General features: G+C 60.0%; 12 protein-coding genes. 3 read left to right on the forward strand and 9 right to left on the reverse strand.

Features of this window, described 5'->3' with window-relative positions; translation table 11 throughout:
• Window positions 1-57: 57 nt before the first annotated feature.
• Entirely contained in the window at window positions 58-768 is a 711-nt protein-coding gene (locus AAGF34_RS25140) for a phosphatase PAP2 family protein (RefSeq protein ID WP_342618446.1), read from the forward strand.
• Here the strand turns inward: AAGF34_RS25140 and AAGF34_RS25145 are convergent.
• A complete protein-coding gene (locus tag AAGF34_RS25145; protein WP_342618447.1) occupies window positions 738-1,649 on the reverse strand; it encodes an SDR family oxidoreductase in 912 nt (303 codons plus the stop codon). The two genes, AAGF34_RS25140 and AAGF34_RS25145, sit on opposite strands and share 31 nt — an antisense overlap.
• 45 nt (window positions 1,650-1,694) lie before the next feature.
• On the opposite strand from AAGF34_RS25145, the gene AAGF34_RS25150 reads away from it, so the two are divergent.
• Window positions 1,695-2,747 carry a CDP-6-deoxy-delta-3,4-glucoseen reductase gene (locus AAGF34_RS25150; protein ID WP_342618448.1) on the forward strand — a complete coding sequence of 351 codons (1,053 nt, stop codon included), beginning with the start codon at window positions 1,695-1,697 and terminating at the stop codon, window positions 2,745-2,747.
• A gap of 7 nt (window positions 2,748-2,754) precedes the next feature.
• Here AAGF34_RS25150 and AAGF34_RS25155 read toward each other — a convergent pair whose 3' ends face one another.
• The 8 genes from AAGF34_RS25155 to AAGF34_RS25190 all read right to left on the reverse strand — a co-directional run bounded on the left by AAGF34_RS25155 (window position 2,755) and on the right by AAGF34_RS25190 (window position 11,745).
• Window positions 2,755-3,606 carry a DMT family transporter gene (locus AAGF34_RS25155; protein WP_342618449.1) on the reverse strand — a complete coding sequence of 284 codons (852 nt, stop codon included), beginning with the start codon at window positions 3,604-3,606 and terminating at the stop codon, window positions 2,755-2,757.
• Between the two features lie 73 nt (window positions 3,607-3,679).
• Window positions 3,680-4,399, reverse strand: a complete 720-nt coding sequence (locus AAGF34_RS25160; protein WP_342618450.1) for an ABC transporter ATP-binding protein — start codon at window positions 4,397-4,399, stop codon at window positions 3,680-3,682.
• Between the two features lie 11 nt (window positions 4,400-4,410).
• Window positions 4,411-5,181, reverse strand: coding sequence for an ABC transporter ATP-binding protein (locus AAGF34_RS25165; protein ID WP_342618451.1), 771 nt, complete (start codon window positions 5,179-5,181; stop codon window positions 4,411-4,413).
• Window positions 5,182-5,200: 19 nt separating this feature from the next.
• Window positions 5,201-6,286 (reverse strand): ABC transporter ATP-binding protein, encoded by a 1,086-nt coding sequence (locus tag AAGF34_RS25170; RefSeq protein ID WP_342618452.1) that lies wholly within the window; start codon window positions 6,284-6,286, stop codon window positions 5,201-5,203.
• Window positions 6,287-6,299: 13 nt separating this feature from the next.
• The gene (locus AAGF34_RS25175) at window positions 6,300-7,229 is read right to left on the reverse strand and encodes a branched-chain amino acid ABC transporter permease (protein WP_342618453.1); all 930 of its coding nucleotides are present in this window, start codon (window positions 7,227-7,229) and stop codon (window positions 6,300-6,302) included.
• 220 nt (window positions 7,230-7,449) lie between these two features.
• A complete protein-coding gene (locus AAGF34_RS25180; protein ID WP_342618454.1) occupies window positions 7,450-8,754 on the reverse strand; it encodes a replication-associated recombination protein A in 1,305 nt (434 codons plus the stop codon).
• 7 nt (window positions 8,755-8,761) lie between these two features.
• A complete protein-coding gene (lolA, locus tag AAGF34_RS25185) occupies window positions 8,762-9,397 on the reverse strand; it encodes an outer membrane lipoprotein chaperone LolA (protein WP_342618455.1) in 636 nt (211 codons plus the stop codon).
• A gap of 2 nt (window positions 9,398-9,399) precedes the next feature.
• A complete protein-coding gene (locus tag AAGF34_RS25190; RefSeq protein WP_342618456.1) occupies window positions 9,400-11,745 on the reverse strand; it encodes a DNA translocase FtsK 4TM domain-containing protein in 2,346 nt (781 codons plus the stop codon).
• Between the two features lie 180 nt (window positions 11,746-11,925).
• Between AAGF34_RS25190 and trxB the strand changes: the two genes are divergently transcribed.
• On the forward strand, window positions 11,926-12,876 hold the full coding sequence (gene trxB / locus AAGF34_RS25195) for a thioredoxin-disulfide reductase (RefSeq protein WP_342618457.1): 951 nt from the start codon (window positions 11,926-11,928) through the stop codon (window positions 12,874-12,876).
• Window positions 12,877-12,907 lie beyond the last annotated feature (31 nt).

A 12,907-nucleotide genomic window follows, 5' to 3' on the forward strand; every position in this document is an offset into this window, starting at 1 on the left:
CAAGAGGTTAGCATAGCCCCTCCCGTTCTTCCGCTTCGAACTATCTGCTTCACGACCATGCGTTCACCTTTCGCGTCCAATCCTCCCGGCAACAAAACGCCCGGCTTGTTTGCCGGTGTGCTGATTGCCAGCGTGGTGGTGGCACTGATTCCCACCATCTGGACGGCATTGGACCTTAGGGCTGCAGCCATCTTCACGGGCCCCACCGCCATGATCCACCCGGTGCACTGGTGGTGGGTGGAGTTGATCAACGACTACGTCCCTGCCCTGTTCCGGGTTTGCCTGGGCCTACTCTGGTTGGCCTGGGTTGTGGCCCTGCTCAAGCCACGCTGGCGCACCTGGCGACTGCCGCTGGCATTCGTGGTGATTGCCGGCATCCTGGGACCGGGCATGGTCGTGAACTGGGTGTTCAAGGAAAACTGGCAGCGCGCCCGCCCTTATCAGGTGCAGAATTTTGGTGGCCGCCAGCAGTTCACCCGGGCGGCCATCATCACCGACCAGTGTGACAACAACTGTTCATTCGTCAGCGGACATGTGGCCTGCGGCGTCTTCCTGGTTTCACTCGGATTGGTACACAGGCGCCGCCAGCGACTGTGGGCTGCGGCCGGCATTGCAGCCGGACTGGTGATCGGCTTTGCCCGCATGGCCGACGTGGCCCATTGGCTAAGTGACGTGCTCTGGGCTTTTCCCATCACGCTGTTCACCAGCTGGCTGGTCTGGAAGGCTCTCTACGGGTACTACTGCAAGCCTTCGCGTACCGAGGGATAACGCAGCCGCAGGCCAAGCTCCTGTTTCATGCGGGTGTTGACCAGACGGCGCGACTCGCTCATGAAACTCAGCAACATCACCGGCAATTGGCGCTGGGCGCCGTCGCGGGGCACCCGCGGGGGACGCGGCAGTCGGTAATGGTCTGCCGCCCAGTCGTAGTAATCACCCATCTTCATTTCGGTGTCATCACTGACGTTGTAAACCCTTTGCGGCCGGCCTTTCCACAGCGCAGCCAGGCATGCGCGTGCCAGGTCATCGGCATGGATGTGGTTGGTGTAGACATCGTCCTCGGCACAGAGCACCGGTGTGCCCTTTTGCAGGCGCGCTTCGGGCGTGCCGCCTTCGCGGTCCGGCGCATAGATGCCGGGGATGCGCAGTATCTGCGTGCGCACGCCCGTGGAGCGCCCGAAGAAGCGCACGCTCTCTTCCGCTGCCACACGCCTGCGGGCACGTGGGGTGGTAGCACTGGTGGGTCGGGTCTCGTCCACCCATACGCCTGCGCAGTCGCCATAGACACCGCTGGTGGAACCGTACACCAGTTGTACGGGCAAGCCCCGCAGACGCAGCGCACGCAGCAAGGCAACGGCACGCGGGTCCTGCCAGCCTTCGGTAGGCGGGGGGGCCAGATACACCACACGGTCTGCAAGACCGGCCAAACGCGCCAAGGTGGCGGCACGATCCAGATTGCCTGTCAGCGGGACTATGTCCCTGGCACGCAGTGCGTCGAATCGCTGCGGCGAGGAACTCAGTGCCAGCACGCGTGCCCTGCCCTCCAGATGCCTGGCCACACGCATACCCACGTCTCCACACCCCACAATCAATACACGCTGGCGACGAAAGCGCGCTGGCAGCGCGCCGAGAGGGTTTTGGTTTGAAGGCACAATTCAGGCTGCTAAAAAGATACAGCAGACAGGATACCCAAAAAGATGAGTTCAACCGGCAACCATGCCTCCACCTTCTCCGTCACCGTACAGCCCAGTGGCAGGACCTTCACGGCAAGCAGCAACGAAACCGTCTTGTCCGCTGGCATCAGCCAGGGCATAGGTCTGCCCTATGGCTGCAAGGACGGCGCCTGCGGCAGCTGCAAATGCAAGATGCTCTCGGGTTCGGTGGTGCATGGCACCCATCAGGAAAAGGCCCTGAGCGCGGACGAAGCCGCCGCTGGATTCATCCTGACCTGCTGCGCGCAACCGCAATCCGATTTGGTGCTGGAGTCGCGCCAGGTGACTGAGGAAGGTGCCTTACCCATCAAGAAGATGCCCACGCGCGTGAGCAGCATGCAAAAGGTTTCTTCCGATGTGATCGTCATGAAGCTGCAACTGCCGGCCAACGACAACTTCCTGTACCGCGCGGGCCAGTACATCGAATTCATGTTGCGCGACGGATCGCGCCGCAGCTACTCCATGGCCAGTGCACCTGCTGAAGGTGCACCTATGGAGCTACACATCCGCCACATGCCCGGAGGCAAGTTCACCGATCTGGTATTCGGCTCCATGAAGGAGAAAGACATTCTGCGCATCGAAGGACCATTTGGTTCATTCTTCCTGCGTGAGGATTCCGAGTCGCCCATCATCCTGCTCGCGTCGGGTACCGGGTTTGCGCCCATCAAGGCCCTGCTGGAACACATGCAGCACAAGGACATAAACCGCCCCGCCACGCTGTATTGGGGTGGTCGCAGGCCTGCGGACCTGTACATGGATGCCTGGGTCAAGGAGTTTGCCTTGGCACACCCGTGGCTCACTTACGTTCCAGTGGTGTCCGATGCGCTGCCCGAAGACGGCTGGACAGGCCGCACAGGATTCGTACACCGCGCCGTGCTGCAAGACTATGCCGACCTGTCAGCGCACCAGGTCTATGCCTGTGGTGCACCGATCGTGGTGGACTCTGCACGCAAGGACTTCTGCTCACAGGCCGGTCTGCCGGAAGATAACTTCTTCGCCGATGCCTTTACTTCGGAAGCTGACAAGGCGCATGTCTGACCAGCAACTATTGCTGTACTAACTTCCACTCGCTGAACACCACCGCAAAGACCACAACGGCAGCCCCCAGGGCTGCCCGCAGGCTCAAGCCTTCCGACAGCCAAACCCAAGCGAACATCGCCGCAAAGACCGGCTCCATGGCGTAGATGAGTGCGGCCTTGTCCGCCCGCACATGGCGCTGGGCGCGTGCCTGCAGGAACAGCATGCCTGCGGTGGCCACCACGCCCAGATAAGCCAGCCCCCAGAGGATTTCGACATTCAGCCGACTGCCTAGAGTCCGCAGCGTATCCGTGTTCTTTGCATCCAGCACCATCCAGGCACACCCCAGCACCGCCATCCAGACAATTTGCGTGGCCGCCAGCATGCGCGCTTCATGCCGTCCGGCACGTGCAGACAGCACAATCACATAAATGGCGTATCCGGCTGCGCCAGCAACAGTGGCTGCATCGGCAGCCCAGTCAGCGCCACCGTCCCAGGACATCAGGCCGATGCCCGAACAAGCGAGGACTGCGGCCAGCACGACGCGCCAGGACAGTGCATTGCCAATCACCACCCCGAACAGCGGAACCATCAGCACATTCAGGCTGGTGAGGAAGGCGCTGCGATTGCTCGAAATGAACTGCAGACCATAGGCCTGCGCCACGTAGGAAAACAGTACCAAGGCCCCCAGTAACGCACCATCGCGCCACGCTTTGCGCGGCGCGCGCACCGCCCAGGGCAACATGCAGACTGCCGCCAACAGAAAACGCAAAGCCGAGGTTTCAATACCGCTGAGCTGGGCCGTGGCAATCTTCAAGACGGGGAAGGTGGCACCCCATACCAGGGTGACGAACAACAGGGAAATGACGTGGACATTCATGGGGGGAAACCAAAAACACGAAAGCCACACGGGGAAGTGCCCGTGTGGCTTCGCGCAGAAGAAGACGTAGTGCTTATTCGCCCAGATAGGCTGCGCGCACCTTGGGGTCGTTCAGCATCTGCTTGGCGTCACCGCCCATGGTGACGATGCCGGACTCCATCACATAACCGCGATTGGCAAGCGCCAGTGCGCGGCTGGCGTTTTGCTCCACCAGCAGAATGGTTACGCCTTGTGCATACACGTCACGCACCACTTCGAAGATCTTGTCGACCATGATGGGCGACAGACCCATGGAAGGCTCGTCCAGCAGCAGCACCTTGGGGCGGCTCATGAGCGCACGGCCCATCGCCAGCATCTGTTGCTCACCGCCCGACATGGTGCCTGCCAATTGGTCCTTGCGCTCCTTCAGACGCGGGAAGATGGCGAACATCTTCTCCATGTCGGTCGCAATATCGGCCTTGTCGCTGCGGATGTAGGCACCCATCTGCAGGTTTTCGATGATGGTCATGCGGGTGAACACGCCACGGCCTTCCGGCACCATGGCCAGGCCTTGCTTGACCAAGTCCCAAGGGCCTTGACCCTTGATGCTGCGGCCCAGGTATTCGATGTCACCAGCATTGATGGGAAGGGTGCCAGTAATGGCCTTCATGGTGGTGGTCTTGCCAGCACCGTTGGAGCCGATCAGGGACACCAGCTCGCCTTCATGCACTTCGAAGTCCACACCCTTGACTGCCTGAATGCCACCGTATGCGACCTTGAGGCCGGTCACTTTGAGTAAAGTCTGTTTTGTCATGTGTCTAGTCCTCAGTGCCCGCTGGTGCCCAGGTAGGCCTCAATCACTTTTTCGTTCTTCTGTACATCAGCCGGTGTGCCTTCGGCAATCTGCTTGCCGTAGTCCAGCACCGTGACACGGTCACACAGTCCCATCACCAGCTTCACATCGTGCTCGATCAGCAGGATGGTGCGGTTGTCCTTGCGGATCTGGTCAATCAGCTCGCGCAGCATGACCTTTTCGGTAGCGTTCATGCCGGCTGCGGGCTCGTCCAGCGCAATCAGTTGCGGATCGGTTGCCAGCGCACGGGCAATCTCCAGACGACGCTGGTCACCATAGCTCAGGGTGCGTGCCTTGTAGTCGGTGAACTTACCAATGCCCACGTAGTTCAGCAACTCCTGGGCACGGGCGGCAATCTCGGCCTCCTCCTTCTTGAAGCTGGGGGTGCGCAGCACCGCGCCAAACAGGCCGGAATGGGTACGGATGTGGCGACCTACCATCACATTTTCCAGGGCGGTCATTTCAGAGAACAAGCGGATGTTCTGGAAGGTGCGTGCAATGCCGGCCTTGGCCACCAGGTGCACTGCGGTGGGTTGGTAGGGCTTGCCTGCCAACTCGAAACTGCCGCTGTCGGGCGTGTAGAGCCCAGTCAGCACGTTGAAGAAAGTGGTCTTGCCGGCGCCATTGGGGCCGATCAGGCCATACACCTGGCCACGCTTGATATTGATGCCCACATCGCTCAGGGCCTGCAGGCCGCCAAAGCGCTTGGACACACCGGAGACGTTCAATACGGTATCTGTCATGTTGGTATTTCCCACTGCTTCAGGATTTGGCCGTCTGCAAGGACTTGCCGTGCTCGGGTGAGGGCCACAGGCCACGCGGCCTGGAGAGCATGATGGTGATCATGGCCAATGCAATCAGCAGTTGACGGAGAATGGACGCATCCAGTCGACCGCCGGTAGCAGCTTGCAGGGGGCCTGCGACGAAGCGCAGCACTTCGGGCAGAGCTGACAGCAGCACAGCGCCCAGCACCACGCCGGGCAAATGCCCCACACCGCCAAGCACCACCATGGCCACGATCATCACCGACTCCATCAGGGTGAAAGACTCTGGCGAAATGAAGCCCTGGAAGGCACCGAACATCACACCCGACACACCACCAAAGGTGGCGCCCATGCCGAAAGCCAGCAGCTTCATGTTGCGGGTGTTGATGCCCATGGCCTTGGCCGCAATTTCGTCTTCACGGATGGCCATCCAGGCGCGTCCCACACGCGAGAGTTCCAGGCGGTGGCAGATGACGATACTGAAGAGCACCAGCACCAGGAACAGGTAGTAATACAGCGAGACGGAGGCGATTTCAAAGCCACCGACCGATACCTTCTTGCCCAGATCCAGCCCGAAGAAGTGCAGCGAGTCGATCGAGCTGATGCCCTTGGGGCCGTTGGTGATGTTGATGGGCGCGTCCAGGTTGTTCATGAACACGCGGATGATTTCGCCGAAGCCCAGTGTCACAATGGCAAGGTAGTCACCACGCAAACGCAAGGTAGGCGCGCCCAGCAGCACGCCAAACAGACCTGCCAGACCGGCACCGGCGGGGATGATCACCCATAGCGGCTGGTGCAGTCCATTGGGAAAGGTCTGCGCAATGAACTCGAAGGATTCCGACAAGTGCGGCGAAGACAGCAGGCCATACATGTAAGCGCCAATGGCAAAGAAAGCCACATAGCCCAAGTCCAGCAGACCGGCGTAACCCACCACAATGTTCAGACCCAGCGAGAGCAGCACATAGAGCAAGGCCACGTCGGCAATACGCACCCAGGCATTGCCAAAGCTTTGCAGAAACAGCGGCAGCACGATCAGCGCAATACCCGCAGCAAGGAAAGTGACGATTTTCTTTTGTTGTGTCATGTTGATGTTCTCCTCACGCACGGTCAGCAACACGCTCACCCAGCAAGCCCGAAGGACGCAAGGTCAACACAATGATCAGCACGATGAAGGCAAAAATGTCGGAGTAATTGCTTCCCAGCACACCACCGGTCAAGTCGCCGATGTAGCCCGCACCGATGGACTCGATCAGGCCCAGCAGGATCGCGCCGACCACGGCGCCAGCCAGATTGCCGATGCCACCGAACACAGCCGCAGTGAAGGCCTTGAGGCCAGGCAGGAAGCCCATGGCATGTTGTGCCGTACCGTAATTGGAGGCATACATCACACCGGCAATGGCAGCCAGCACGGCACCGATGATGAAGGTCGCAGAAATCACCATATCAGGCTTGACACCCATCAAACCCGCCACACGGGGGTTCTCGGCGGTGGCGCGCATGGCGCGACCGAGCTTGGTGTAATTGACCAGCCACATCAGCAGTGCCAACGAAACGGCAGTCACGCCCAGGATCATCACCTGGGTCGGCGTGATCACTGCCCCGGCAATATCAATGGGCGTGCTGGGCAGCAGCGTGGGATAGGACTTGTAGTTGGGCTTCCAGATGATCATGGCCAGCGTCTGCAAGAGGATGGACATGCCGATGGCGGTGATCAAGGGGGCCAGCTTGGGACTGTTGCGCAAGGGGCGGTAGGCGATCTTCTCAATCAGGAAGTTGAGAGTGGCTGCCACCACGCACGCTATGACGAGTGCAATGAAGAGGAGCACAAACCCTGGGATGCCGGGCATCGCGGGCTGCAGCCAGCCAATGACGGTCCAACTGGTCAATGCCCCCACCATCATGACCTCACCATGGGCGAAGTTGATGAGGTTGATGATGCCGTACACCATCGTGTAGCCCAGCGCGATGAGCGCATACATGCTACCTAACACCAGACCGTTGATGATCTGCTGTACCAATATATCCATAAACTTATCTCCGATTTGTGGCCGGCGCCTGAACCAACAAGCTGTGTTTGCATTTTGTTGACAAGCGGTTCGGCCTTGTGGGCTCTACCAGTTCCTAGCAAGAAACTCGCCACATTGGGTTTGGTGGCGCTTGAGTGGGGGGGATTGTAGCGAAAGGGGGCGGTGTTTCAGTCGCAGCGCGGCGGGGGTTTACCCTCGCGCGGTCGCGAATCATGGCCCATTAGTCGCTCTTATGTTTTTTTTGGTTGAGCGCATGCAAGGTTCGCATTTTCTCGGCAATGCGAATTTCCAGCCCGCGCTCCACAGGCTGGTAAAAACGTTGATCCTGCAAGCCATCGGGCAGGTATTGCTCGCCCGCGGCGAATCCATCCTCTTCATCATGGGCGTATCGGTAGCCCTTGCCGTAGTCCAGTTCCTTCATGAGCTTGGTCGGTGCATTGCGCAGGTGCATGGGCACCGGGCGTGTGCCGTCCTTCTTGATGAATGACTTGGCAGCGTTGTAAGCCTTGTAGACCGCGTTGGACTTGGGAGCCACAGCCAGATAGACCACGCATTCGGCCAACGCCAGCTCACCTTCCGGGGTGCCCAGGCGCTCATATACGTCGGCGGCATCCAGTGCCAGTCGCAGGGCGCGTGGGTCCGCCAGACCGATGTCTTCACTGGCCATGCGAATCAGTCGGCGCGCCATGTAGCGCGGGTCGGCACCACCATCGAGCATGCGTACAAACCAATACAGCGAGGCATCCGGGTCCGATCCACGCACACTTTTGTGCAGCGCCGAGATGGTGTCATAAAACTGCTCGCCCCCTTTGTCATAGCGGCGCATGCGTTCGCCCAGCACCTTGAGCAGCCAGACGTCGGAGATCTCGGCAATCTTCTCCTGCATGGCGGCAATGGCCAGCGTCTCCAGCGTATTGAGCAGGCGTCGCGCATCGCCATCAGCATATGCAATCAGGCGATCCACTGCAGCCGCTTCAATCGCCGGCAGCGTGCTCTCGGCAATGGCCCGCTCCACGATCTGCTGCATGTCCTGCGGCCCCAACGACTGCAGCACGTAGACCGCAGCACGCGACAGCAGCGCCGAATTCACTTCGAAAGAAGGGTTCTCCGTGGTCGCCCCAATGAACGTGAACAGCCCACTTTCCACGTGTGGGAGAAAGGCATCCTGTTGACTCTTGTTGAAGCGATGCACCTCATCAACAAACACGATGGTGCGTCGCTGCTCCAAACCGTCGCGTGCGGTTTGTGCCTGCTCCACCGCATCGCGTATGTCCTTGACACCGCCCAATACCGCGCTGATGGTGATGAACTGCGCATCAAAGGCGTCGGCCATCAGTCGTGCAATGGTGGTCTTGCCGGTGCCCGGCGGCCCCCACAGGATGCAGCTGTGCGGTTGACCGGATTCGAAAGCCAGACGCAAAGCCATGCCCGGCCCCAGCAGATGCTGCTGACCAATGACCTCGCCCAGACTCTTGGGACGCAGGCGTTCGGCCAATGGCTGGTGATTCGGCGCTGGCTTGGCCATAAGGAGGCTATTGCTGGATCACGTCAGCGCCCGCAGGCGGCTTGAATTGAAATGCCCCTGCATCCAAGGGTGCGTTGACGCGCAGATTGCTGAACCGCATGACCGAGCGCTGTCCAAAACTGTCCACAATTTCCAACACCGACAGCTCCACCCCTTGAAAACCGACGCGCACGGACTGCAGCAAGCCGTCCTTGGCCTTGGGACTCGCCAGCACCCATTCAAGACCGTCCTTGTCGGGCGCGGACGTCAGCACAAAGTCTGCCTGCAGTGCCTTGAGATCGGGAGCCGAGGCAATGACTGCCGCAGGGCTGGAAGCCAGCGCCGTCGATTGCTTGCGCGACGTCACCTGATTCAGATCTACGTCATACAGCCACAGCGTCTGTCCGTCGGCAACAATGGTTTGCTCGAACGGCTTGCGATAGTTGAAGCGAAAGCGGCTGGGGCGTGCAAACTCAAAGACGCCGCTGGAAGTCTTGGTGCGCACGGGTTGCCCCTCTTTGGTCGGCGCGGTCACCGTCTGCGTGAAGTCGGCACGCCCGGTCTTGGCCGTTTTGACAAACTGCTCCAGGCTATCCAGCCCGGACGCGTTTGCAGTGATGGCCGTGGCGGCCAGCAGCCCGAAGGCAAAAAGTTTTTTCAGCATGATTATTCGTTGCGCGCGGGCACCAGGATGTCGCGCTGGCCGCTGCTGCTCATGGAGCTCACAAGACCAGCCTTTTCCATGTCTTCCACCAGCCGGGCCGCGCGGTTGTAGCCGATCTTGAGGTGGCGTTGTACCAGGGAAATGCTGGCCTTGCGATTCTTGAGCACAACTTCCACGGCCTGGTCGTACATGGGATCTTTTTCGCCTCCGGCTTCACCCAACATGCCACCATCCTCGCCATCGACGGTGCCACCCTCCAGAATACCTTCGATGTAGTTGGGCTCACCACCTTGCTCCTTGAGGTAGCTCACCACGCGATGAACCTCATCGTCGCTCACAAACGCGCCATGCACCCGGATCGGCAAGCCCGTACCACTGGGCATGTAGAGCATGTCACCCATGCCCAGCAGGGCCTCGGCCCCCATCTGGTCTAGGATGGTGCGGCTGTCGATCTTGCTGCTCACCTGGAATGCGATGCGCGTCGGTATGTTGGCCTTGATCAGGCCGGTAATCACATCCACGCTGGGGCGCTGTGTGGCAAGGATCAGGTGGATACCTGCAGCGCGGGCTTTCTGCGCCAGCCGTGCAATGAGCTCTTCAATCTTCTTGCCAACCACCATCATCAGGTCAGCCAGCTCATCGATCACCACCACGATGTGGGGCAGACGCTCCAGTGGCTCGGGGCTTTCGGGCGTCAGGCTGAACGGGTTGTAGACGAACTCGCCCTTGGCCTTGGCTTCGTCAATCTTGGCATTGAAGCCAGCCAGATTGCGAACGCCCATCTTGCTCATGAGTTTGTAGCGCTTTTCCATTTCGGCCACGCACCAGTTCAAACCATTGGAGGCCTGCTTCATGTCGGTCACGACCGGACACAGCAGATGGGGAATGCCTTCATACACCGACATTTCCAGCATCTTGGGGTCTATCATCAGCAACCGCACATCGCGTGCCTCGGCCTTGTAGAGCAGGCTCAAAATCATGGCATTGATACCCACCGATTTGCCGGAGCCGGTGGTACCGGCCACCAGCACGTGCGGCATCTTGGCGAGATCGGCCACGATGGGGTTGCCGATGATGTCCTTGCCCAGGCCCATGCTGAGCATGGACTTGGCCTCGTTGTAGACCTGCGAACCCAGAATCTCGGAAAGGCGAATGCTCTGGCGTTTGGCATTGGGCAACTCCAGCGCCATGTAGTTCTTGCCAGGAATGGTCTCCACCACACGGATGGACACCAGACTGAGCGAGCGCGCCAGATCCTTGGCCAGCCCCACGATCTGCGAGCCCTTGACCCCTGTGGCCGGCTCGATCTCGTAACGGGTAATCACCGGCCCGGGTTGGGCCAGTACCACACGCACCTCCACACCAAAATCCTTCAGCCGCTTTTCGATCATGCGGCTGGTCATTTCCAGCGTCTCGGGCGAAACGGTTTCCTGCCGTTGCAATGCTTCGTCGAGCAAAGCCACCTGTGGCAGCTTGGAATCCGGCATCTCGCTGAAAAGCGGTTTCTGGCGTTCCTTGGCTACGCGGGTACTTTGCGGCACATCCACGTGCAGCGGCGGCTCAATAATGACTGGCTGCGGATGGTGCTGCACGATTTCCTCGCGCTCCTCGATCACCACTTCCTCACGCTCACGCATGGCCTGCTGGCCGATCTCAAAGTCCTGCGCCATTTCGCGCTTTTCCCGCTGGGATTCCACAAAGGAATAGATCCAGGCACCCAAGCGCTCCGCCACTTGCAGCCAGGAGAAGCGGAACACCAGCGAGCAACCGACCAGGCCCAGAACGATGGCCACCAGGCCTGAGCCAGCAAAACCCAGCCAGCGCACACTCCACGCGCCCAGCACATAACCCAGCACGCCTCCGCTGTGACCCGGCAGCAGACTTTCGAATCGGTACAAACGTGTCCACTCCAACGTGGTGCTGCTGAAAAGAAGCAGGACCAGCCCGAGCCAGAATGTCCAGCGGTGGCTGAAAGCAGGTGATTGGGCTGATGCAGCGGTGTGACCTTCCGGCTGCAGCCCGTCCCCGCGCAGCCGCTGGGCAAGCATGGCCAACCATTGACGCAAGCAGACGGCCAGCCCCCACCAGGCCGAAAAGCCCAGCAAAAAGTAACTCATATCCGCCATCCAGGCACCCAGGCGCCCGGCGCGGTTCATCACGGCCAAACCGGTACCCGAGGTAGACCAGGCCGCATCCTGCGGCGAATAGCTCAGCATGGCGATCAGCCAGACGGCTATCACGATAAATCCGGCCACCAGGGCCAGTTCGTTGGCAAAACGTGCCAAACCGGTAGGAGTCGGTGTTGGCCGTGGGCCGGAAGACTGAAGAGTGTGTAGCGAATATGTCATGTGCAAAACCGAGACTGCAAGCTTACCCCATGCCCGTAAACCCGAACCCGTTCCAGCCCGGTATGGGTTCGGTTTGGCAAATCCCCAGCGCAGCGGGGCCTACAGGCGACTATTTACAATGGCACTTGCGAGCCATCAGACGCAACCAGTGCGTAGGCCCACACTCTCAGAAAGCATTGCATGTCCTCCTCCAAACACGCCAAGGTCCTGGTCCTGGGATCCGGCCCCGCGGGCTATACCGCTGCCATCTACGCCGCACGTGCCAACCTCAGCCCCATGCTGGTGACCGGTATCGCCCAGGGCGGCCAACTGATGACCACCACCGAAGTAGACAACTGGCCCGCCGACGTCAACGGCGTGCAGGGCCCCGAACTGATGCAACGTTTCCTGGAGCACGCAGAACGCTTCAAGACTGAAATCGTTTTCGACCACATCAGTGCGGTCGACCTGAGCAAGCGCCCTTTCACCCTGAAAGGTGACAGCGGCGAATACACCTGCGACTCGTTGATCGTCGCTACCGGCGCCTCAGCCAAGTACCTGGGCCTGCCATCCGAGACGGCCTTCATGGGCAAAGGTGTGTCGGGCTGCGCCACCTGCGACGGCTTCTTCTACCGCAATGAAGTGTGCTGCGTAGTCGGCGGCGGCAATACGGCTGTCGAAGAAGCGCTCTACCTGTCCAACATCGCCCAGAAGGTGTACCTGGTGCACCGCCGTGACAAGTTCAAGGCCGAAGCCATCCTGATCGACAAGCTGATGGAAAAAGTCGCCGCAGGCAAGATCGAGCTCAAGACCTTCCGCACCCTGGACGAAGTGCTGGGTGATGCTTCCGGCGTCACCGGCATCCGACTGAAGAGTACGGTGGATGGATCTACCGAAGACCTGACGCTCAAGGGCTGCTTTATCGCCATCGGCCACGCGCCGAACTCCGAGATATTCAATGGTCAACTGGAAATGAATGGCGGCTATGTGGTCACCAAAGGTGGTCTGAATGGCTTTGCCACCATGACCAGCGTGCCAGGTGTGTTTGCCGCTGGTGACGTGGCCGACCACGTATACCGCCAGGCCATTACCAGTGCCGGAACCGGCTGCATGGCCGCCCTGGACGCCCAGCGCTTCCTGGAACAGGAATAGTCGGCTATAATCAGAGGCTTTGCTGGAAACA

Origin of the sequence: Rhodoferax sp. GW822-FHT02A01 (assembly GCF_038784515.1) — a bacterium.
Taxonomy (GTDB): Bacteria; Pseudomonadota; Gammaproteobacteria; order Burkholderiales; family Burkholderiaceae_C; genus Allorhodoferax.

Bases quoted from the DNA above. Each gene is read 5' to 3' on its own strand.
- trxB (WP_342618457.1), top strand. From the start codon at position 11,926: ATGTCCTCCTCCAAACACGCCAAGGTCCTGGTCCTGGGATCCGGCCCC.
- AAGF34_RS25170 (WP_342618452.1), bottom strand. From the start codon at position 6,286: ATGACACAACAAAAGAAAATCGTCACTTTCCTTGCTGCGGGTATTGCG.
- AAGF34_RS25190 (WP_342618456.1), bottom strand. From the start codon at position 11,745: ATGACATATTCGCTACACACTCTTCAGTCTTCCGGCCCACGGCCAACA.
- AAGF34_RS25160 (WP_342618450.1), bottom strand. From the start codon at position 4,399: ATGACAAAACAGACTTTACTCAAAGTGACCGGCCTCAAGGTCGCATAC.
- AAGF34_RS25140 (WP_342618446.1), top strand. From the start codon at position 58: ATGCGTTCACCTTTCGCGTCCAATCCTCCCGGCAACAAAACGCCCGGC.
- AAGF34_RS25150 (WP_342618448.1), top strand. From the start codon at position 1,695: ATGAGTTCAACCGGCAACCATGCCTCCACCTTCTCCGTCACCGTACAG.
- AAGF34_RS25155 (WP_342618449.1), bottom strand. From the start codon at position 3,606: ATGAATGTCCACGTCATTTCCCTGTTGTTCGTCACCCTGGTATGGGGT.
- lolA (WP_342618455.1), bottom strand. From the start codon at position 9,397: ATGCTGAAAAAACTTTTTGCCTTCGGGCTGCTGGCCGCCACGGCCATC.
- AAGF34_RS25175 (WP_342618453.1), bottom strand. From the start codon at position 7,229: ATGGATATATTGGTACAGCAGATCATCAACGGTCTGGTGTTAGGTAGC.
- AAGF34_RS25180 (WP_342618454.1), bottom strand. From the start codon at position 8,754: ATGGCCAAGCCAGCGCCGAATCACCAGCCATTGGCCGAACGCCTGCGT.
- AAGF34_RS25165 (WP_342618451.1), bottom strand. From the start codon at position 5,181: ATGACAGATACCGTATTGAACGTCTCCGGTGTGTCCAAGCGCTTTGGC.